This window comes from Rahnella sp. BIGb0603 (genome assembly GCF_024808755.1).
Taxonomy (GTDB): Bacteria; Pseudomonadota; Gammaproteobacteria; order Enterobacterales; family Enterobacteriaceae; genus Rahnella; species Rahnella contaminans.
Genome location: NZ_JANUEX010000006.1, coordinates 14130 through 36135, shown reverse-complemented (window position 1 = coordinate 36135; position 22006 = coordinate 14130). Strand labels below are relative to the sequence as shown.

The 22006-nt window shown below is 54.9% G+C and carries 19 protein-coding genes; 14 read left to right on the top strand and 5 right to left on the bottom strand.

Translation table 11 applies throughout. The features are described 5' to 3' along the window. The first annotated feature begins 2 nt into the window (after positions 1 to 2). From M2403_RS16890 to infA, 3 genes are all read left to right on the top strand, one after another. Positions 3 to 1724 (top strand): heme ABC transporter ATP-binding protein/permease CydC, encoded by a 1722-nt coding sequence (locus M2403_RS16890; RefSeq protein WP_259230198.1) that lies wholly within the window; start codon positions 3 to 5, stop codon positions 1722 to 1724. A 52-nt stretch (positions 1725 to 1776) separates the two neighbouring features. Next, positions 1777 to 2511, top strand: coding sequence for a leucyl/phenylalanyl-tRNA--protein transferase (gene aat, locus M2403_RS16885; RefSeq protein WP_165058117.1), 735 nt, complete (start codon positions 1777 to 1779; stop codon positions 2509 to 2511). Between the two features lie 93 nt (positions 2512 to 2604). Then, on the top strand, positions 2605 to 2823 hold the full coding sequence (gene infA / locus M2403_RS16880) for a translation initiation factor IF-1 (RefSeq protein WP_002211347.1): 219 nt from the start codon (positions 2605 to 2607) through the stop codon (positions 2821 to 2823). A gap of 220 nt (positions 2824 to 3043) precedes the next feature. On the opposite strand, the gene clpA is transcribed toward infA, so the two are convergent. Both clpA and clpS read right to left on the bottom strand, forming a co-directional pair. Beyond that, complete coding sequence (gene clpA, locus M2403_RS16875) at positions 3044 to 5326, bottom strand: ATP-dependent Clp protease ATP-binding subunit ClpA (protein WP_152324209.1); 2283 nt, start codon at positions 5324 to 5326, stop codon at positions 3044 to 3046. 27 nt (positions 5327 to 5353) lie between these two features. After that, positions 5354 to 5674, bottom strand: coding sequence for an ATP-dependent Clp protease adapter ClpS (clpS, locus tag M2403_RS16870; RefSeq protein WP_104924673.1), 321 nt, complete (start codon positions 5672 to 5674; stop codon positions 5354 to 5356). A 394-nt stretch (positions 5675 to 6068) separates the two neighbouring features. On the opposite strand from clpS, the gene cspD reads away from it, so the two are divergent. Together cspD and M2403_RS16860 are read left to right on the top strand one after the other, a co-directional pair. Beyond that, the gene (gene cspD, locus M2403_RS16865) at positions 6069 to 6290 is read left to right on the top strand and encodes a cold shock-like protein CspD (RefSeq protein WP_152324210.1); all 222 of its coding nucleotides are present in this window, start codon (positions 6069 to 6071) and stop codon (positions 6288 to 6290) included. A gap of 307 nt (positions 6291 to 6597) precedes the next feature. Further along, complete coding sequence (locus tag M2403_RS16860; protein WP_152324211.1) at positions 6598 to 7587, top strand: VirK/YbjX family protein; 990 nt, start codon at positions 6598 to 6600, stop codon at positions 7585 to 7587. Here the strand turns inward: M2403_RS16860 and M2403_RS16855 are convergent. Further along, on the bottom strand, positions 7584 to 9317 hold the full coding sequence (locus M2403_RS16855; protein ID WP_152324212.1) for an ATP-dependent endonuclease: 1734 nt from the start codon (positions 9315 to 9317) through the stop codon (positions 7584 to 7586). The two genes, M2403_RS16860 and M2403_RS16855, sit on opposite strands and share 4 nt — an antisense overlap. A gap of 189 nt (positions 9318 to 9506) precedes the next feature. Between M2403_RS16855 and M2403_RS16850 the strand changes: the two genes are divergently transcribed. The 7 genes from M2403_RS16850 (at position 9507) to M2403_RS16820 (ending at position 19109) form a co-directional block, all read left to right on the top strand. Further along, positions 9507 to 10406: a lysine exporter LysO family protein gene (locus tag M2403_RS16850; protein ID WP_152324213.1), complete on the top strand. Its 900-nt coding sequence runs from the start codon at positions 9507 to 9509 to the stop codon at positions 10404 to 10406. Between the two features lie 169 nt (positions 10407 to 10575). After that, positions 10576 to 12228: a hydroxylamine reductase gene (hcp, locus tag M2403_RS16845; protein WP_259230387.1), complete on the top strand. Its 1653-nt coding sequence runs from the start codon at positions 10576 to 10578 to the stop codon at positions 12226 to 12228. 7 nt (positions 12229 to 12235) lie between these two features. Further along, a complete protein-coding gene (gene hcr / locus M2403_RS16840) occupies positions 12236 to 13249 on the top strand; it encodes an NADH oxidoreductase (RefSeq protein ID WP_259230191.1) in 1014 nt (337 codons plus the stop codon). A 214-nt stretch (positions 13250 to 13463) separates the two neighbouring features. Then, positions 13464 to 15185 carry a ubiquinone-dependent pyruvate dehydrogenase gene (poxB, locus tag M2403_RS16835; protein WP_152324215.1) on the top strand — a complete coding sequence of 574 codons (1722 nt, stop codon included), beginning with the start codon at positions 13464 to 13466 and terminating at the stop codon, positions 15183 to 15185. Between the two features lie 90 nt (positions 15186 to 15275). Continuing rightward, a complete protein-coding gene (gene ltaE / locus M2403_RS16830; RefSeq protein ID WP_259230190.1) occupies positions 15276 to 16289 on the top strand; it encodes a low-specificity L-threonine aldolase in 1014 nt (337 codons plus the stop codon). A gap of 81 nt (positions 16290 to 16370) precedes the next feature. After that, the gene (locus M2403_RS16825) at positions 16371 to 17807 is read left to right on the top strand and encodes a DUF2867 domain-containing protein (protein WP_405047838.1); all 1437 of its coding nucleotides are present in this window, start codon (positions 16371 to 16373) and stop codon (positions 17805 to 17807) included. A gap of 267 nt (positions 17808 to 18074) precedes the next feature. Beyond that, positions 18075 to 19109, top strand: a complete 1035-nt coding sequence (locus tag M2403_RS16820) for an NAD(P)-dependent oxidoreductase (RefSeq protein ID WP_152324218.1) — start codon at positions 18075 to 18077, stop codon at positions 19107 to 19109. A 20-nt stretch (positions 19110 to 19129) separates the two neighbouring features. On the opposite strand, the gene M2403_RS16815 is transcribed toward M2403_RS16820, so the two are convergent. Beyond that, positions 19130 to 19975: an N-acetylmuramoyl-L-alanine amidase gene (locus tag M2403_RS16815; RefSeq protein WP_259230189.1), complete on the bottom strand. Its 846-nt coding sequence runs from the start codon at positions 19973 to 19975 to the stop codon at positions 19130 to 19132. Further along, positions 19972 to 20298, bottom strand: coding sequence for a heavy metal-binding domain-containing protein (locus M2403_RS16810; protein ID WP_013574757.1), 327 nt, complete (start codon positions 20296 to 20298; stop codon positions 19972 to 19974). Before M2403_RS16810 ends, M2403_RS16815 begins: the two co-directional genes overlap by 4 nt. A 176-nt stretch (positions 20299 to 20474) precedes the next feature. On the opposite strand from M2403_RS16810, the gene M2403_RS16805 reads away from it, so the two are divergent. Both M2403_RS16805 and artP read left to right on the top strand, forming a co-directional pair. Then, positions 20475 to 21056, top strand: a complete 582-nt coding sequence (locus M2403_RS16805) for a lipoprotein (protein ID WP_152324220.1) — start codon at positions 20475 to 20477, stop codon at positions 21054 to 21056. A 211-nt stretch (positions 21057 to 21267) separates the two neighbouring features. Further along, positions 21268 to 21996: an arginine ABC transporter ATP-binding protein ArtP gene (gene artP / locus M2403_RS16800; protein WP_152324717.1), complete on the top strand. Its 729-nt coding sequence runs from the start codon at positions 21268 to 21270 to the stop codon at positions 21994 to 21996. The last annotated feature ends 10 nt before the right edge of the window (positions 21997 to 22006 follow it).

Genomic DNA, 22006 nt, shown 5'->3' with positions numbered 1-22006 from the left:
TCATGAGAATTCTTCTGCCTTATCTCGCGTTATATCGCCGTCACTGGTTCCGCCTGTCGCTGGGCGTCATTCTGGCCATCGTCACGCTGATGGCCAGCATCGGGCTGCTCACGCTTTCCGGCTGGTTCCTGGCGGCCTCTGCCGTTGCCGGGCTGGCGGGGCTCTATACGTTTAACTACATGTTGCCTGCGGCAGGCGTGCGCGGTGGGGCTATTACCCGGACCGCAGGACGTTACGCCGAGCGGCTGGTCAGCCATGATGCGACTTTCCGCGTACTGGCTCACCTTCGCGTGTTCACATTCACCAAAATCATGCCACTGACACCGGGCGGTATTGCGCGTTTTCGTCAGGCTGATTTGCTCAACCGCCTCGTCGCCGATGTCGATACGCTGGATCACCTTTATCTGCGCGTAATATCGCCGCTTATCAGTGCGATGGTGGTGATTATTCTGGTGACCTTCGGCCTGAGTTTTATCGATGTCACGCTGGCCCTGACGCTGGGTGCCATCATGCTGGCGATGATGGTGGTTCTGCCGGTGATGTTCTACCGCGCAGGAAAACCTGCGGGCCGCGAACTCACGGCGCTGCGCAGCGATTACCGTACGCAGCTAACTGCATGGTTGCAGGGGCAAGGCGAGCTGGTGGTTTTTGGCGCTCAGCCGCAATTTCGTCAGCAACTGGATGATATTGAACGCCGCTGGATGTTGCGCCAGCAACAGCAGGCAAAGCTGACTGGTTTGTCACAGGCGATGGTCATTGCCGCAGCCGGTCTGACCGTGACGCTGATGCTGTGGCTGGCAGCGGGTGGTCTGAGTGCCTTACCGCAACCCGGCGCGCTGATTGCGTTGTTTGTCTTCACGCCGTTAGCGGCGTTTGAAGCGCTCGGGCCGGTTGCTGCGGCCTTCCAGCATCTCGGGCAGGTTATCGCTTCGGCTCAGCGCGTCAGCCAGATTATCGATCAGCCTGCCGACGTGAATTTCCCTGCACAAGGTCCGCTTGCGGCTGAGCAGGTTAGCCTTTCGCTAAAAGACGTTAATTTCACCTATCCGGGCCAGCCGTTGCCGGTGCTGAAAAATATCACGCTGGATGTCTGCGCGGGTGAGCATATCGCGCTGCTCGGCCAGACCGGTTGTGGTAAATCTACGCTGTTGCAGTTGCTGACGCGCGGCTGGAATCTCAGCAGTGGTTCGCTGATGCTTAACGGACATGACATCACGGAATACGATGAAGCGACGCTGCGCCAAACGATCACCGTCGTCAGCCAGCGCGTACACGTTTTCAACACCACGTTGCGTGAAAACCTGCGGATGGCTTCGCCAAAATGTTCCGATGAACAGATTACCGACGTTCTGAAACAAGTTGATTTGCACATCCTTCTGGAAAACGAAGGGCTGAACGCGTGGCTGGGCGAAGGTGGCCGTCAGCTTTCCGGCGGCGAACAGCGTCGTTTAGGCCTTGCCCGCGCCCTTTTGCACGATGCCCCGCTGTGGTTGCTCGATGAACCAACTGAAGGGCTGGACGCCGAAACGGAACAACATATTTTGGCACTGCTGCACAAGCATTGTCAGAATAAGACGCTACTCTTAGTGACGCACCGCCTCCACGGTCTGGAAACTTTCGACAGAATTTGTGTCATGGAAGAGGGTCAGATTGTGGAACAAGGTGATCACCAGACACTGGCCGCCGCACAGGGGCGTTACGCACGCTTTCTGTCACGAGGTTGATGTTGTTCCAGTTTTTTAGCGGCGGCCTTCAGGTCGCCGGATAAGGAGATCTATGCGGTTAGTTAAGCTTGAGGCCAATTCAGTTCATTTTCCGGATCCGGACACTGCATTACTGGAGCCGAATGGCCTGCTGGCTATCGGCGGGGATCTTACCGCGCCGCGCCTGCTTTCAGCTTATCAGAACGGGATTTTTCCCTGGTTTGAACCCGGCGAGATGATCCTCTGGTGGACGCCCGATCCGCGCGCCATTCTGGTCCCCGAAGAACGTCACGCCAGCCGCAGCCTGCAACGTTTCATGCGTAAAAAACCTTACCGTTACACAATCAACCAGCGTTTTGAGCAGGTCATCCGCGCATGTGCTATGCAGCGTGAAGACGGTACGTGGATTGGCCCTCTGGTGCAGCGCGGCTATCAGGAATTGCATGAAGCTGGCCGCGCGCATTCCGTTGAGGTTTGGGAAAATGATGAGCTGGTCGGTGGTTTATACGGCGTATCCGTCGGCGGATTATTTTGCGGTGAGTCGATGTTCAGCCGCCGGGAAAATGCCTCCAAGTGTGCACTGATGGTATTTTGCCAACATTTTTCCCGCAATGGAGGAGAACTGATTGACTGTCAGGTGCTCAACCCTCACACTGCGTCGCTGGGTGCGAGAGAGATCCCCCGCCGCCAATTTTTGCAGCAGTTATCCGAACTTTCGCAACGCGCGCTAGCACCGGATTGCTGGTTGCCACAAGACTTATCCCCACATGACGAAGACCTGCCGGTGTTCCCGAAGGATAGGGAATAGGTGCGGTCATGGACCATACTTCTTTACATAATGTGGGTTTTTCGGCATTATCTTGCCGGTTAAAAACTATGGTAGTTAGACCTAGAGGATTCGATGGCCAAAGAAGACAACATTGAAATGCAAGGCACCGTACTTGATACGCTGCCAAACACTATGTTCCGCGTAGAATTAGAAAACGGACACGTAGTTACCGCTCACATCTCCGGTAAAATGCGTAAGAACTACATCCGCATCCTGACGGGCGACAAAGTCACTGTAGAGCTGACCCCGTACGACCTGAGCAAAGGCCGCATTGTCTTCCGTAGCCGTTAATAAGCGGCTCACTCATCGCTGATTTTCCGGCGATCCCTGAGGATACCCTCTTCGCCCTTCCTGCTTTTGCAAGGGCGTTTTGTGGTATCCGCAATTCGGCATTTGTTTCATTATCCTTTCTGAAATCCCTCACTAATTCCTGTAATTAAATAAAGAATCTCAGAAAGAAAAAAGGCGATGTTTTCACATCGCCTTTTGTTTTTTCGTCACGGATAAAAAATCAGTGCACCGCGCCTTCCGGTTTTTTCTTCTGCGCACTCATGAAGTGATAAGTCAGCTTGTCGGCCTCTTTATCCAGTGCCACAGAGACAGAACCGCCATCCACCAGAGAACCAAACAACAGCTCGTTGGCGAGTGGTTTTTTCAGGTTTTCCTGAACGGTACGGGTCATCGGACGCGCGCCCATAGCACGGTCATAGCCTTTCACCGTCAGCCAGTCGCGGGCTTCATCACTGACTTCCAGTGAAACGCCTTTGGCATCCAGCTGCGCCTGCAACTCAACGATAAACTTATCAACAACCTGCTGGATAACATCCGTAGACAGATGGTTGAACCAGATTACGTTGTCCAGACGGTTACGGAATTCCGGCGTAAAGGTACGTTTGATCTCTTCCATTGCATCCGGGCTGTTATCCTGATGAACCAGACCAATCGACTTACGTTCCGTTTCACGCACACCGGCGTTGGTGGTCATCACCAGAATGACATTACGGAAGTCCGCTTTACGGCCGTTGTTGTCGGTCAGCGTCCCGTTATCCATAACCTGCAACAGCAGGTTGAAGACGTCAGGATGGGCTTTCTCGATTTCATCGAGCAGCACCACGGCGTGAGGATGTTTAATAACCGCATCCGTCAGCAAACCGCCCTGATCAAACCCGACATATCCCGGAGGCGCACCAATCAACCGGCTGACCGTGTGACGCTCCATATATTCCGACATATCAAAGCGCAGCAATTCGATATCCAGCGCTTTGGCCAGCTGAACCGTGACCTCTGTTTTACCAACTCCCGTAGGCCCGGCGAACAGGAATGAACCGACAGGTTTATGATCCTGACCCAAACCGGCGCGGCTCATTTTGATCGCTTCAGTCAGTGCTTCGATGGCAGGATCCTGCCCGAAGACCAGCATTTTCAGACGATCGCCCAGGTTTTTCAGCACATCGCGGTCAGTGGCCGAAACGGTTTTTTCTGGTATACGGGCAATACGCGCAACCACGCTTTCAATGTCGCTGACGTTAACGGTTTTCTTGCGTTTACTGACCGGCATCAACCGGCTGCGGGCGCCCGCTTCGTCAATGACGTCGATAGCTTTGTCCGGCAGGTGACGGTCATTGATGTACTTAACCGACAACTCAACCGCCGCACGCACCGCTTTCGCGGTATAACGCACGTCGTGATGCGCTTCGTATTTAGTTTTCAGGCCATTGATAATCTGAACGGTCTCTTCAACGCTTGGCTCAGTAATATCAATTTTCTGGAAGCGACGTGCCAGAGCACGGTCTTTCTCAAAGATATTGCTGAATTCCTGATACGTCGTTGAGCCGATCACTCTGATTTTACCGCTCGACAGCAACGGTTTAATCAGGTTAGCCGCATCCACCTGACCACCCGACGCCGCACCGGCACCGATGATGGTGTGGATTTCATCAATAAACAGAATGCTGTTCTTATCCTGCTCAAGCTGTTTCAGCAGAGATTTGAAACGTTTTTCGAAATCACCGCGGTATTTAGTGCCCGCCAGCAAGGAACCGATATCCAGCGAATAGAGCGTGCAGTCGGCCATCACTTCCGGCACATCGCCCTGCTCGATTCTCCATGCCAGACCTTCGGCAATGGCAGTTTTACCAACACCGGACTCGCCCACCAGCAGCGGGTTGTTTTTACGGCGACGGCAGAGCACCTGAATCGCGCGCTCAAGTTCTTTATCACGTCCAATCAGCGGATCGATGCCACCTACGCGCGCCAACTGGTTAAGATTAGTGGTGAAGTTCTCCATACGATCTTCCCCCGCCGACTGCTCTTCGTTAACTGGGTTTTCCGCATTGTTTTGCGCCTGGCCGCCCGTTTCATCTTTACGGGTACCGTGCGAAATAAAGTTCACCACATCAAGGCGGCTGACATCATGTTTGCGCAGAAGGTAGGCGGCCTGTGATTCCTGCTCGCTGAAAATCGCGACCAGAACATTGGCGCCAGACACTTCGCTGCGACCGGAAGATTGGACGTGGAAAACCGCACGTTGCAGAACGCGCTGGAAACTCAGCGTTGGCTGGGTATCACGTTCCTCTTCACTGGCAGGTAAGGTGGGTGTGGTTTGCTCGATGAAGGCTTCCAGCTCCTGGCGCAAGGCCACGAGATCTACTGTACAAGCTTCAAGCGCTTCACGGGCAGCAGGGTTGCTGAGCAACGCCAGCAACAGGTGCTCCACGGTCATAAACTCATGCCGGTGCTCACGGGCTCTTGCGAAAGCCATGTTGAGACTGAGTTCAAGTTCTTGATTGAGCATAGGCACCTCCCAAATAGATTGCCTTAATCAGGCTTTTTCCAGCGTACACAGCAACGGATGCTCATTCTCCTTGGCGTACTCATTCACATGTGCGACTTTGGTTTCCGCGACTTCGGCGGTATATACACCGCAGACCGCTTTGCCTCTATAGTGCACCTGGAGCATCAGTTGCGTTGCACGTTCAATATCATAAGAAAAGAACTTTTGCAGAACGTCAATCACAAATTCCATTGGAGTGTAATCGTCGTTGTTTAATATAACTTTATACATAGATGGCGGTTTTACCTCATCCTTTTGTTTATTCGCCGTCAAATGTTCAAAGTTTAGCCAGTCTTGATTATTGCCCATTGCCTGTTCATCACCTGTGAAGATCGTATTGGAAGCCAAATACACCGACATAAAGACTTTCTGCGGAGTCTCATGTTGTAATTACGGTATTTTACCATTTCTGGCTTCACCTTGCCGCTGCACAAAATGTCTTCCCTGCACCCGACTCCGCTACCGAAATTTTAACAAAATATGTCAATAGCGTTACCTGCTTCAAAGTTTGGTTATCTGCTCCCTTGGGACAAATGCCGTTTCCTTGACGTCCAACTCTATTCCACTAGAGTGTAAATTCGTGAGCTGAACGGATAGTAAACAGGCCTGAACAGGTGTTTATCTGCTGCGTTCTGGCCTTCGTGCTCACTCAACTGGCTTTATCTATTTACTACCAGACTAGTCATGAGAGGGATGTAGCAGCATGCAGACGGGTACTGTTAAATGGTTCAATAATGCTAAAGGCTTTGGCTTCATTTGCCCGCAAAATGGCGGTGAAGACATCTTCGCTCACTACTCCACAATCCAGATGGAGGGTTACCGGACACTCAAGGCCGGACAGCAGGTCAATTTTGACGTTCATGAAGGCCCAAAGGGGAATCATGCCAGCCTCATTGTTCCGGTGGAAAGCGAAGCGGTCGCCTGACCAGTTCAGCACACAGACTCGAATCACGCTCAGCGTGTGTTCATTAACAAATCAAATGCCGGTCACTCTCTGACTGGCATTTTTATTTATGGGGGAGAATGCTTCTGGCTTCAAGCCCTGCACGCAAAAAAAAGGTCATTTTTTAAACACCGATTGCTAAGACAGGACATAAAACAAATTAAGTCTAAACACAATCTCAACAAATCACGTTCAATTTCTCCATAATTTGCCCCGTTGCGCACCTGTTTATTCGCTCCCTGTTGAAATAACCGTTACCGATATCCGGTTCACTTTGACAGGTAATCCCATGACCACTTTCAGCTACCCTTCCGCAGAAAAGGCTCCGCTTTCCGGCCTTCAGTTGATGACGGCGTTACTCTTCTGCCGCACGGTGCCGGGTCCGTCATGGAAATTGCCGCGTTACCGGTTCAAATTCCTGTACCGTGCGCTGCTGCATCCGCGCCGGACATTCGCAATGCTCGATTATCTCGCGCATCATCCGCAGCGCGATGAAATTCTGGCGGCGATGCCTAGCCTGCCGTGCAAATTGCACCGTATTTATCAGACCGCCAATATCACGCCGGAACAGGCGATGAAGCGCATTACCGATCACTACGACATGATCGGCCACTGCCTGCCGGATGCGATTAATCACGGTTATCTCAGCAAAAAAGAGATGGCGATCGCCACGCTGACCGGCAAAGAAGAGCAGCGTTATGCCATCACCTTCAACGCTATCGCGCGCCTGGATAAAGAAGGCGAAGCCACGCTGACATTCCATAATGCCGAAGGCGTTTCCATTGCCATCGTGACGTTCTCATTTATTGAATATCAGGGGAAACCGACGCTGTTTATTGGCGCATTGCAGGGACCGAAGGCGAATGTGGACCATCAGGAAATTCAGCGCGCGACCAAAGCCTGCCACGGGTTATTTCCAAAGCGTCTGGTGATTGAAGCACTGACGACGCTCGCGGATGTCACCGGCATGACGCAGATTGTGGCGGTCGGCAACCGCACGCACATTTATGAAAATCCGCGCTATAAAAAACGCAAAGGCATGGTATTTGCCGATTACGACAGCTTCTGGGAAACGATGGAGGCAAAACCGGGCGAAGACGGATATTTCCATCTGCCGCGCCAGATTGCCCACCGGCCGCTGGAAGAAATCGCCAGTAAACGTCGCTCCGAATACCGCCGCCGCTATCAGTTGCTCGATGATCTTGAAAGCCAGATCCGCCAGACCTTCACCCGCGGACACGGTAATCCGGTCGGGAAACAGGAAGCACGGGCGGCTTAATCTGCCCTGCCGCGCGCCAGCCAGGCCACGCGGGAAAACATTTGCCGCAGCAGCGGAGGTATCGACGCGGTTCCCCGCAAAGACGCCGCCATCGCCACATCAATGGCCAGATCCGGCTTCGAGCTGCGGTGAATCGCTTTATCGATAATTCGTCGCGGCGCCATCGGCACATTCGCCGCTATCGCCGAATTCTTGCGATACACATCTTCAAACCCCTCGCGATACAGAAAATACTCGATGTCCTGCGCCGGTAACGCCGTCAGGCGGTAACGCAGCGTATCGTCGTGATTTTCCACGTTAGCAATGACCGTTGCCGCGTATTTGCGTCCGGCTTCGTCGCCGTCGACCAGCGCATGCCACTCGATGCCCATCTGCCGGGCGAAACGCAGCAAAGGCTTCAGGCCGCACTGCGCAAACTCAATCACCTTGATGCCTTCAGATTCGAAATGGTAACCGCACTGACGCGCCAGCTGATTGAGCAGCCACACTTCCGTTTCGCCTTCCACCAGCAGCCAGCAGCGCGCAAACAAAGACGAAGGCCGGTTGAAGCGGATATGGAAAGCAATCCGGCGGCTGTCTTCCATGCTCAGCCCTTCCGGCCCGATACCGTAAGCCGCGACGCGCCCGGATTCACGCACCAGTCTGCAAATCTGCTCAACCGGCACCAGGGAAAGCAAATCGCCCGAATTGGTTGTCGTGATCCGTTGCAACGGCAGCTGATCCAGCAATCCCCACGCCACCGACAACATGATCGGATGCAGACGGGTTTCGGGGTCTTCAATCAGCAATAAAGGCCGTGCGTCCGGATGCAACACCACGGAACCCTTCGCCTGCAATAACGTGGAAAACATCCCCAGCAGCATCACGCGCATGCTGCGGCTGTTCGGCTCTGCAATCATGCGGTTGATGTTATCCAGCGAGCGCCACGCCCGGCGGCTCTCGGCGCGTCCATGCCGTTTTTGCTGCCACGGCATGCTGTTTGATGTGCCCTGCTCGGCAAAATAGTGCTCCAGTAACTGCTGCATCGCCGACAGCCCGCTGCGCAGTTCGCTGTTGGTCAGCGTTTGCGGGTTATGCACCAGTCCGCGCGTCAGTTCATCGAGCTGTTTCGCCAGTTCTTCATTATTCACCGCCAATCGAGGTGCCAGCGTTTCGCTGCGCAGACGGCGGATAAACCGCGCATCGCGTAAACGCAGTACCGGATTGAGACGGATCAGCGCCTGCGCCAGCGGGTCGATCGTTGTCAGATTTAACGGCTGACCGTTTGACGACAGAAAACTGCGCAAGGTCATCACGCTGCCGTCATCGTCCAGCTCGCCTTCCAGCCGGTAATAAATCCGGTTCAGCTTGTCGGCACATTTCACCCATAAAGGGGATAACGGATTAAATCGCGGTGACGTATGGTGCCCTGCCTGGTTTTCACAAAACGTAAACACGACGTGCAGATACTGTGATTTGGATTCCTGTTCCCCGGCGGGAAAGTAGAAATCTTCCTCTTTGAAGCAGTAAAGTTTGGGTTCCGGTGAAAGCAGCAGTGTGAGGGCGTCGAGCAGGCTGGATTTACCCCAGGCGTTTTCACCAATCAGAACCGTATTGGTCAGGAAGGATTCTGCCTGTCCCTGACTGGCAGAACCGGTAATTGAAGCGCCGCGTTGCACGGGCTGAGTCAGTGTCAAAGACAGCCGGTTAATACCCCGAAAACCGACAATATCAATATGTTCCAGATACATCAGACGCCTCCTGTGCGCTCAGTGCTTCCCTGAGCATGGCGTTAAAAAAGGGTTCAGGTCAAGCCCGCAGAACGCGCACTGCGTGCGGAAGCCGCTTTACAGTCTGGTTACTTTTCGTTAGCGTGTCGGGCGGCATTTTCTGTGTCGCGCTCCGTTCATGGAACCTCACTTTTCAGGGATTTTTGCATTATGTATTCCGGGCTGTTAATTATTCTTTTGCCGCTGATTGTCGGTTATCTCATTCCGCTCAAAAACCGGTCCCTGCTGCATCTGGTTAACCAATTGCTGAGCTGGATGGTGTACGTCATTCTTTTTATTATGGGCATCAGTCTGGCTTTCCTCGACAATCTCAGCGCGAATTTATTACTGATTTTCAAATATGCCGCCGTCTGCTTCCTGTGCATTTTCGTGATGAACTACGCGGCGCTATGGTTGCTCGAACGCCGCCGTCCGTGGAAAACCCAGCACAAGCAGGAAAAGCTGCCTTCACGCGTCCACATGGCGCTGGAATCCCTGAAACTTTGCGGCGTCGTCATCGTCGGTTTTGCACTCGGCCTGACGCAATGGCACTGGCTGACCTTCGCTTCGCAGGCCAGTGAAATCGCCCTGTTATTCCTGCTGGCGCTGGTGGGGTTGCAACTGCGCAACAGCAGCATGACGCTGCGCCAGATTATCCTCAATCGCCGTGGCATGATGGTCGCGCTCGTGGTGGCAGTCAGTGCGTTAATCGGCGGTGCAATTGCCGCCCTGCTGCTCGGTTTGCCGCTGAAAACAGGTCTGGCGCTGGCCTCAGGTTACGGCTGGTATTCCCTTTCCGGTATCGTTCTGACGGATTCGTTCGGGCCGGTGATTGGCAGCGCCGCATTCTTCAACGATCTGGCGCGTGAGCTTTGCGCCATCATGCTGATCCCGACGCTGGTTCGCAGCAGCCGTTCGACCGCGCTGGGCCTGTGCGGCGCAACGTCGATGGATTTCACCCTGCCGGTTTTACAACGCAGCGGCGGGCTGGATATGGTGCCGCCCGCTGTGGTTCACGGTTTTGTGTTAAGCCTGATCGCACCGGTGCTGATGGCCTTTTTCTCCGCCTGATGTCTGCCCTTCCCGCTGTTTTCTGACAGCGGGAAATACCCCTGCAAAAATTGCTTTAAATCAACTTCCCCCCACTTTGTCTTAAAAACTCCTTCATTTCTTTTACCGCCGGTCTTAGGCTTGCATTAAAACAAGCATTTAAAATGCAACTTTATAAAAGGACCTCATGATGTTTTGTGTGCAATGTGAACAAACAGTCCGTACCCCGGCGGGCAATGGCTGCGCTTATGCGCAGGGTATGTGTGGTAAAACCGCTGAAACTTCCGATTTGCAGGACTTGCTGGTCGCCGTTTTACAGGGCTTATCGGCCTGGGCGCTGGCGGCGCGCGGTTACGGCATTGTCGATGAAGACATTGACAGCTTCGCGCCACGGGCCTTTTTCTCCACGCTGACCAACGTCAACTTCGATTCTGACCGTATCGTCGGCTACGCGCGTGAAGCGATTATTCACCGTGAAGCGCTGGCGGTTCGCTGTCGTCTGATGGATCCGGAAATCACCGTGGATCACCCGCTGGCGGTACTGGAACTGGTCAGCGATAACCTGAATGATCTGCAACAACAGGCTCAGCAATTTGCGCTTAACGGCGACAAAGCGCAGATCGGCGATGACATTCACGGGCTGCGCATGCTGTGCCTGTACGGCCTGAAAGGTGCGGCGGCTTACATGGAACACGCGCACGTTCTCGGCCAGTCGGATACCGCGATTTATGCCGAATATCACCGTCTGATGGCGTGGCTCGGTACGCAACCTTCCGACATGGGCGTGCTGCTCGAAAACGCGATGGCGATCGGCAAAATGAACTTCTGCGTGATGGCGATACTTGATGAAGGCGAAACGGACGCTTACGGCCATCCGCGCCCGACGTCCGTCAATGTGCGCCCGCTGGCAGGGAAAGCGATTCTGATTTCAGGCCATGACCTGAAAGATTTGCAGATGCTGCTCGAACAGACCGCCGGCACCGGCATCAATATTTATACCCACGGCGAAATGTTGCCTGCGCACGGTTATCCGGAACTGAAAAAATTCCCGCATCTGGCCGGTAACTACGGCAGCGGCTGGCAGAATCAGCAGGTTGAGTTTGCCAAATTCCCCGGCCCGGTGGTGATGACCTCCAACTGTATTATTGACCCTAACGTCGGCAACTACGGCGACCGTATCTGGACCCGCAGCATCGTCGGCTGGCCGGGCGTACAGCATCTGGAAGGCGAAGATTTCGCGCCGGTGATCAGCCAGGCGTTGCAACTGACCGGTTTCCCTTACAGCGAAATCGAACAGGAAATTACCGTCGGCTTTGGCCGCCAGACGCTGCTCAGTGCGGCCGATACCGTGATTGATTTAGTTGCCGCCAAAAAATTGCGCCATATCTTCCTGATCGGCGGTTGTGACGGCAGCCGCGGCGAACGCAGTTACTTCACCGATCTGGCGCGCAGCGTGCCGCAAGACTGCGCGATCATGACGCTGGCCTGCGGGAAATACCGCTTCAACAAACTGGACTTCGGCACAATTGAAGGCCTGCCGCGTCTGCTGGACGTCGGTCAGTGTAACGACGCTTACTCCGCGATTATTCTGGCGGTCAATCTGGCCGAAAAACTCGGTTGTGGCGTGAATGATTTGCCGCTGAGTCTGGTGCTTTCATGGTTCGAGCAGAAAGCGATTGTGATCCTGCTGACGTTGTTGTCACTGGGCGTGAAAAACATCGCCACCGGACCGACGGCTCCGGCCTTCCTGACCGACAATCTGCTGGCGGTGCTCAACGAACAGTTCGGCCTGCGTTCGATTACGTCGGTTGAGCAGGATCTGAAAAACATGCTGGCGGAGTAAATCTGAGATGAACTTTCCTTTATATCCTGACCAGCCGACGGCGCTGTGCCAGAACCGCATGCAGGTGTATTCCGTTACGCAGGAAACGCCCGATGTCTGGACGTTGTCGCTGATTAGTCACGACGTTTATCCGTATCAGCCGGGTCAGTTTGCTCTGGTGAATATCGGCCAGAGCGGTGACATACAGCGCGCGTATACGCTCTCTTCCACGCCGGGCCTGAGCCGGTTTATCCAGCTGACGGTGCGCCGGATTGACGGCGGTGAAGGCTCCGGGTGGCTGACGCAACAGGTTAAACCGGGCGATTACCTGTGGCTTTCGGACGCTCAGGGCGAATTCACCTGTGAAACACCGCAGCCTTTATTACTGCTGGCCGCCGGTTGCGGCGTAACGCCGGTGATGTCCATCGCACGCCGTGTTCTGGCGCATTCTCCGGCACAAAGCGTGCAGGTGTTTTACAGCGTCCGCAGCCCGCAGGACGTCATTTTTGCGCAAGAATGGCAGCGTATGGCGGCGCAATATCCGCAACTTCGTCTGACCATTCTGGCTGAAAATGACGCGGCACCGGGCCAGATTGCAGGGCGTCTCAGTCAGGACTTACTGCAAAGCCAGGTGGTAGATATCGCTGCGCGCCGGGTGATGATTTGCGGGCCCGCGCCTTATATGGAACTGGCCGGGAAATGGGCAGCCGAACTGGGTGTTCCGCGACAAAACATCGTTAAGGAACAGTTCCAGGCCACAGAAGTGGTTGTTTCCGCAGACCAGCAACTGACGCTGACCCGCCTGACGCCGCTTGCAAACTTCCGCGTGCCGGTCGGTTCAACGCTGCTGGCCGCCATGGAACAGCATAAACTGCCGGTCATGGCGGCCTGCCGCGCGGGCGTTTGCGGGAGTTGCAAAACCCGCGTGCTGTCAGGTGACTACACGACCACCAGCCGCATGACGCTCACCGACGAGGAAGTCGCGCAGGGCTACGTTCTGGCGTGCAGCTGTCAGCTTCAGGGCGACGTCACGCTCGCCTGACCCCCGCGCCTCCTACTGCCCGCTCATGACTTTTTACAGTCTGCGCGGGCAGATTTACAAAACTTCACCTTCCCTCCCCGCGTAATTTTGTATGGTTTAAGGCTGTGCATTCATGGATGTAATCAGTGGACTATGCTTAATCCACTTATTTAAAACCCGCCCGAAGACTTCGTGCATAACGAAAGATCACGGGCACACCGGAGGGAATCAGTTGATGAAACAAAGCGTAGCGTCATATCTGGCGAAAACTCTTGAAGCAGCAGGCGTAAAACGAATCTGGGGCGTAACCGGCGATTCGCTTAACGGGCTGAGCGACAGCCTGAACCGCATGGGCACCATCGAATGGCTCGGCACGCGTCATGAAGAAGTCGCCGCCTTTGCCGCCGGTGCCGAAGCACAAATCACCGGTGAACTGGCGGTTTGCGCCGGTTCCTGCGGCCCCGGCAACTTACATCTGATCAACGGCCTGTTCGACTGCCATCGCAACCACGTCCCGGTGCTCGCCATCGCGGCGCATATTCCCTCCAGCGAAATCGGCAGCGGCTATTTTCAGGAAACCCATCCGACCGAATTATTCCGCGAATGCAGCCACTATTGTGAATTAGTCACCAATCCGGAACAGCTCCCGCAGGTGCTGGCGATCGCCATGCGCAAGGCGATCCTGAACCGCGGCGTTTCCGTGATTGTTTTGCCCGGCGACGTTGCGCTGAAACCGGCACCGGAAGACGCCAAAGTCAGCTGGTATCCGCCGCAGTTGCCGAAAGTACAGCCTCAGCAGACCGAACTGGATAAGCTGGCCGAACTGCTCAATGGCGCGACCAACATCACCCTGATGTGCGGCAGCGGTTGTGCCGGTGCGCACGACGAAGTGATCAAGCTGGCGGAAACCCTGAAAGCGCCGGTAGTCCATGCCCTGCGCGGCAAAGAACACATCGAATGGGATAATCCGTACAGCGTCGGGATGACCGGGCTGATCGGTTTTTCCTCCGGTTTCCACGCCATGATGAATGCAGACACGCTGATCCTGCTCGGCACGCAATTCCCGTACCGCGCGTTTTATCCGACGGACGCAAAAATCATTCAGATAGATATCAATCCGGGCAGTATCGGCGCGCACTGCCACGTTGATATGGCGCTGGTCGGTGATATCAAATCCACCCTGACCGCCGTTCTGCCGCAATTGCAGGTGAAAACCGGGCGTAAGTTCCTCGACAAAGCCCTGAAGCATTATGAAGAAGCACGCAAAGATCTCGATGCGCTGGCAACGCCGAACGACAAACAGGCGATCCATCCGCAATATCTGGCACAGCAAATCAGCCGTTTCGCCGATGCCAACGCCATCTTTACCTGCGACGTCGGCACGCCTACCGTCTGGGCATGCCGTTATCTGCAAATGAACGGCCAGCGCCGTCTGCTCGGTTCGTTTAACCACGGCTCGATGGCCAACGCCATGCCGCAGGCCATCGGGGCGCAGGCGATTGACCGCACGCGTCAGGTGGTGGCGCTGTGCGGAGACGGCGGTTTTGCCATGCTGATGGGCGATTTCCTGACGCTGGCGCAGCAAAAACTGCCGGTGAAAATTGTCATATTCAACAACAGCGTGCTGGGGTTTGTGGCGATGGAAATGAAAGCCGGCGGTTATCTGACCGACGGCACCGAGCTGAAGAACCCGGATTTTGCGGCCATTGCCGAAGCGGCAGGGATCAAAGGGATCCGCGTGGAAAAAGCTTCCGACGTGGACGCGGCATTGCAGGACGCGTTTGCTTATCAGGGGCCGGTGCTGGTGGATGTCATCACCGCCACCGAAGAACTGGCGATGCCGCCGCAGATTAAATTTGAGCAGGCAAAAGGCTTCAGCCTCTACATGCTGCGGGCGGTGATTAGCGGCCGGGGTGACGAAGTCATCGAACTGGCAAAAACCAACTGGCTGCGGTAACCCCGACAGGGATATAGTTGAGAGTCAGGCGGGCACAGGTTGCCCGCTTTTTCCTCCACTTAACATTCACCTGGTAGAAGGATTATTACGTTGATCGATTTACGCAGTGATACTGTAACCCGCCCCAGCGAAGCTATGCGTCAGGCGATGGCGAGCGCTGAAGTCGGCGATGATGTCTACGGCGATGACCCAACGGTAAATGCTTTGCAGGACCTGGCCGCGAAACTGTGTGGCAAAGAAGCCGCGCTGTTTTTACCGACCGGCACACAGGCCAATCTGGTTGCCCTGCTGACGCACTGTCAGCGCGGAGAAGAATATATTGTCGGCCAGAAAGCCCACAACTATATGTATGAAGCCGGCGGTGCCGCCGTTCTCGGCAGCATTCAGCCGCAGCCGCTAGATATGGCCGCCGACGGTTCCATTCCGCTGGATAAAGTCGCCGCTGCCATCAAACCCGATGACATTCACTTTGCCCGCACCCGTCTTCTGAGCCTGGAAAATACGCACAGCGGCAAAGTGCTTCCGCTCGATTATCTGCAAAAAGCTTACGCGTTTACCCGCGATAAAGGGCTGGCGCTGCACATTGATGGCGCGCGCATCATGAATGCCGCAGTAGCGCTGAACGTTGAGCTGAGCGAAATCACCCAATATTGCGACACCCTGACCATTTGCCTGTCAAAAGGTCTGGGCGCACCCATTGGTTCCCTGCTGGTCGGCAGCAAAGAGTACATCCATCGTGCGAACCGCTGGCGCAAGATGACCGGCGGCGGGATGCGCCAGTCCGGTATTCTGGCCGCAGCGGCCATTTATGCGCTGGAAAACAACGTGGCGCGTCTGAAAGATGACCATGACAACGCACAATGGCTGGCTGAACAGCTGAGCAATATCGGCGTAGAAATCGCTGAGCCCGGCCCGCAGACCAACGTTCTGTACATCAAACAGAGCGCAGAACTGGCCGAAAAAATGGGCCCGTGGATGCGTGAGCGCGGTGTCATCATCAGCGCCGGAGCGCTGACCCGCGTGCTGACTCACATCAACATCAGCCGTGATGACCTGCAAAAAGTCGTCGCCCTGTGGCAGGAATTCCTGCACCAGCACGCCTGACAGTCAACCTGTCTGCGGCGGCAAGCCCTCCGGCTGCCGCCGTATTTTCATGATTTCCCCTACACTCAGAGCAAACGGATTATGCCAAGAATTGTCGTCCTCGGCGCCAGCGGATATATCGGACAACATCTGACTGCCCACCTGAGCCAGCACGGTTTTCAGGTCACTGCGGCTGCGCGGCGCATCGAATGGCTGCAACAACAAAAATGGCCTCACGTCCGTTGCTGTTTTGCGGATGTCTACCAGAGTAAAACGCTGGCCCGCGCCTTCGAAGATGCCGACGTGCTGGTGTATCTGGTTCACGCGATGTCAGAAGATGACGACCTGCTGGAAAAAGAGCGCCAGGCCGCGCAGCACACCTTGCTGGCGCTGCGCGACTCCTCCATCAGACACATTGTTTATCTCGGTTCCATGCAGCCGGAAGGCAACCATTCCCCCCATTTGCAGGCGCGTAAACTGACCGGTGATTTGCTGCGGATGAGCAATATTCCGGTCACCGAACTGCGTACCGGTATTGTGATCGGCGCAGGTTCAGCGGCGTTCGAAGTCATGCGCGACATGGTGTACAACCTGCCCGTTCTCACCCCGCCGAAGTGGGTTCGCTCGAAATCCTCGCCGGTGGCGCTGGAAAATCTGCTGAATTATTTGCAGGGTCTGGTGACTTTACCTGCCAGCGGCAACCGTATTTTTGACGCCGCCGGGCCGGAGTACATTAGCTATCAGACGCTGTTCGAGCGCTTTATTGCCCTGAGCGGGAAACGTCGCTGGCTGATCCCCGTTCCGCTGCCGACCTCTTTTGTTTCGGTGTATTTCCTCAGCCTCATTACCTCAGTGCCCACATCGCTCGCTAAAGCGCTGATTCAGGGGCTGAACCACGATCTGCCCGCCGACAGTGATGCGCTTCAGGCGCTGATCCCGCAGGAGCTGATTTCGATTGATGAGGCGATTCGCCGTACGCTGAAAAAGGAACAACAGCAGGTCATGGATTCTCCCGACTGGGGCTATGACCCGGACGCACGTGCGCGCTGGCGGCCAGGCTACGGTTACTACCCGAAACAGGCAGGCTTTACGCTGGAAACGTCGGCATCAAAAGCATCTCTGTGGAAAGTGGTGCAGAAACTCGGTGGCGCGGAAGGGTATTTTTACGCTAACGGATTATGGAAGACGCGGGCACGCATCGACGATCTGCTCGGCGGTGGCGTGCAGTATGGACGCCCTGACCGGGATGCGCTGAAAATCGGCGATAAAATTGACGGATGGAAAGTGATCAGCCTGAAACCCCAGCGCGAACTGGCGCTGTTATTCGGGATGAAAGCGCCGGGGCTCGGGCGGCTGACGTTCACGATCACCGATCACGGCGAAAGCCGCAGTCTGGACGTTCGCGCGTGGTGGCATCCGGCCGGGTTCAGCGGTTTGCTCTACTGGTTCAGTATGATGCCCGCTCATCAGTTTATTTTTCGAGGCATGGCGAAACGCATCGCCAGTCTGGCCCGTCAGAAAGACCGCTGCGGAAGCTGAAAGGGTTTATTTAAAGCGCAATCGCACAGTTTCAGACATTGCTGCCCCCCTTTCCCATTGCAACCCGCACAATTTCACGAAAGAATGGCGCGCTTATTGCTGAGAGGCGCCCCAGCCTCAGTAATTTCACTCATTGGGATGTACTCAAAATCATTCGGGTTGCAGCAAGGCAGCAAACGAATGAATCCCGATGAGCTGACTGGAGTCAGTGATTCGGGTGAATGAGAGCAGCGAACACCGCTGCAACGTGAAGGATGAAGAGTAGTTATGAGAGTTTTGGTTACCGGCGCTAGCAGCGGTTTAGGGCGCAATGCGGTCGAGTTTTTGCGAAATAAAGGGATTAAAGTCCGGGCGACGGGTCGCAATGCCGCCATGGGTTCACTTTTGCAAAAAATGGGCGCGGAATTCATTCATGCCGATCTCACCACGCTGGTATCGGCACAGGCCAAAGCCTTGCTCGCCGATGTCGATACCGTATGGCACTGTTCCGGGCTGATGTCGCCGTGGGGCAGCGAACAGGAATTTGAACTGGCGAACGTCCGCGCGACGCGTCGTTTGGGTGAATGGTCTACCGCGTACGGCGTGGAAAATTTCGTGCATATTTCGTCACCGGCGATTTATTTCGATTTCCATCATCACCGCGACATTCCGGAAGACTTCCGCCCTCACCGTTTCGCCAACTCCTTCGCCCGAAGCAAAGCCGCCGGTGAACAGGTGATCCACACGCTGGCGATGTCCAACCCGCAAACGCATTTCACCATTTTACGCCCGCAGGGTTTGTTCGGGCCGCACGATAACGTGTTGCTGCCCCGTCTGCTGCAAATGCTGAAATACGGCGGCACGCTGATGTTGCCGCGCGGTGGCGAAGCGCTGGTTGATATGACCTACGTGGAAAACGCGGTTCACGCGATGTGGCTGGCGACGCAGTCCGAATCTACAGAATCCGGGCGCGCGTTTAACATCACCAATCAGCAACCACGCCCGCTGCGCACCATGGTGAAACAGCTGATGGAAAGTCTGGACATCAAATACCGCATCCGCTCCGTGCCTTATCCGCTGCTGGATATGATGGCGCGCGGCATGGAACGCATCAGCAAAAGCTCACACAAAGAACCGGTGCTAACACATTACAGCGTCGCGAAACTGAATTTCGATCTCACGCTCGACACACAGCGCGCACAGAAAGAGCTGGGATATGTGCCGGTGATTTCGCTGGATCAGGGAATTATCCGCACCGCCACCTGGCTGCGCGACCACGGTAAACTTCAGGGCCTGCACGGCATCGGCCCGAAACGCGACTGACCGCCGGGTCAGCCGCTTACTCAGTTATTCGAATCCGGGAATTGCTGCAACAGCGCCAGAACAATCGCTTCTGACTGCGCATCCGCATTCCCGCGATAATCACTCTGCCTGAAATGCATCTGGAACGCCGAAATCACACGGCGCGCCTGTTCAGGCGTCATGTTTTCCGTCACGGTATAACCGTACTGTTTCAGCAAATTCAGAAGATGCGCCTGATCTACCGGCTGCTGCGGATTTCTGCCCGCCAGAAAATGGCTGACCCGCGCCGCATCCGGCCAGGCACCAATCCCCCGCTCCGCCATCTGTTGCCACGGGAATAAAGGCCCCGGATCGTCTTTACGCTGCGGTGCGATATCGCTGTGAGCGACCACATTACGCGGCTCAATCTGATAACGCGCGACAATGCCTTTGCTCAGTTCAGCCAGCAAATCGATCTGCGCGGGCGGGAACGGATAGAATTTTTTTTCCAGCAGCGTCGTGCTGTAGCCTTTGTTTTCCAGCTCAATACCGATGGACGTATCGTTGAGATTGGTGCGTCCGCGCCAGCCGCTGGCTCCCGCATGCCAGGCACGCATGTTTTCCGGCACCAGTTGCCACGCGACCGGTTTGCCGTTTTCAAGCGGCGGTTGCGCCGGGATCAGGTAATGCGCACTGACGTGTTCATCGGTAAGCGTATTTAATGCGTTGTGGAAATCTTCAGCCGTGTAGTGGATGACCAGAAAGCGCACCCGCTGATCCATGCCCTGCGCCTGCCGCGTGGTTTCCAGCCGGTAAGGTAAATTTTTCGCCTGATCACTGCTCTGACAGCCCGTCAGGGCCAGAAAAAGCGCAGCAATGACGCCGCTTCTGATGCCCGAACGCGTCATTTGCGATGCACAATAACAGCCGTACCGGAGACGCTCACCATCAGCATGCTGCTGTCTTTGCCCACGGTTTCATAATCGATATCAATGCCGACCACGGCGTTAGCACCGCGTTCTTTCGCCTGTTCTTCCAGCTCGCGAAAGGCAATCTCACGCGCTTTACGCAGTTCTTTTTCATACGCGCCGGAACGGCCACCGACGATATCGCGTACGCCTGCGAAGAAATCACGAAAAATGTTCGCACCTAAAATCGCTTCGCCTGTGACCACACCGCAATATTCCGCGATGGTAAAACCTTCCAGGGTCGGAGTCGTTGAAATTTGCATGAGTATTCCTTATCAGTTGTCGTCCACATGTCGGAGAAAAGCACCCGGATAGCATAAACGATGTATCCCGCCTGAACGTATCATTTCTCTGCGCCATGCATTAAGCCAAATCGGTTTTATACTGTAGGATTAAGAAAGTCATGGTGAAAACGTTCAATCTTTCAGTAAGGAATACGATGAAAAAGAAAATTCTTGTCGCCGCCATCCCTCTGGTATTGATGTTAAATGCCTGTACCACGGTCGACCCTGCCTATAAGGATATTGGTAGCCGCAGCGCGCCATGTATCGACGGTGGCCCCGACAGCGTCGCCCAACAATTCTATGATTTTCGTATCAAACAGGGCGGCAGCGGGATCCCGAACTCCGGCCAGCTCGCCGCTTACCGGCCTTATCTGAGCACCGCTCTTTACGCGGCGCTGCTTAAAGCGCAGTCGCAGCCAAAAGTCGATATCGCGGCCTCGCCAAATGAGAAAGCCGGTGCAGGTTCAGGCGATGGCGACATTTTCTCCAGCCTGTTTGATGGCCCGACGTCAGCCTCCGTGGACAGCGCATCGACCATTCCAAACACCGACGCCCGCAATATTCCTCTGCGCGTAACCTTCACGCATGAGAAAGACAAAGGCGCATCCACGAGCTGGAAAGATGAAGTGTTAATGGTGCGCGAAGGCAAATGCTGGACAGTCGATGATGTCCGCTACATGGCGAATCTTGATTTTGCTTCCAGCGGCACATTACGCCAGGTTTTGGAACACCAGTAACGCGCCCGGCTTTCTAAAAAAACCACGCAAAAACGGTTGGTCAGTGATGAATAACGTCATTGACCAACACCCCCGTCACAGATAGTTAACAATATGTTGTGCTAGACTTTAGCCTTCCTGCGGCAACACATAATTTTTAAGCCGTGATCGTTGCATAACTATGCTGTGGAAGTTACCATCTGCGGCATCAATGGCTATTCACTATTTGCGCATGAGTATTCAACTTAATAGCATCAACTGCTTCTATGGCGTGCATCAGGCGCTTTTTGACATTCAGCTCGACTGCCCTGCCGGTGAAACCCTCGTTTTACTGGGTCCAAGTGGTGCAGGTAAAAGCTCTCTGTTACGTGTTCTGAACCTGCTGGAAATGCCCCGTTCAGGCACTCTGCAAATCGCCGGTAACACCTTCGATTTCACCCGCAAACCGGATGAAAAAGCGATCCGCGAACTGCGTCAGAACGTCGGCATGGTTTTCCAGCAATACAATCTGTGGCCGCACCGCACCGTGCTCGACAACTTACTGGAAGCCCCGATGCGTGTTCTGGGTCTGACAAAAGATGTCGCGATGCAACGCGCCCAGAAATTGCTGACCCGTCTGCGCCTGACCGATTACGCCGATCGTTTTCCGCTGCACCTTTCCGGTGGCCAGCAGCAGCGTGTGGCGATTGCCCGTGCGCTGATGATGGAGCCTCAGGTTTTGTTGTTTGACGAACCGACCGCCGCGCTTGACCCGGAAATTACCGCCCAGATCGTCAGTATTATTCGCGAACTGGCAGGCACCGGGATTACTCAGGTGATTGTGACCCACGAAGTGGAAGTGGCACGTAAAACCGCCAGCCGCGTGGTGTACATGGAGAATGGCCGCATCGTGGAACAAGGTGACGCGTCGATTTTCGCTCAGCCGAAAACCAAAGAGTTTGCGAGCTATCTTTCCCACTAAAACTGTTTCC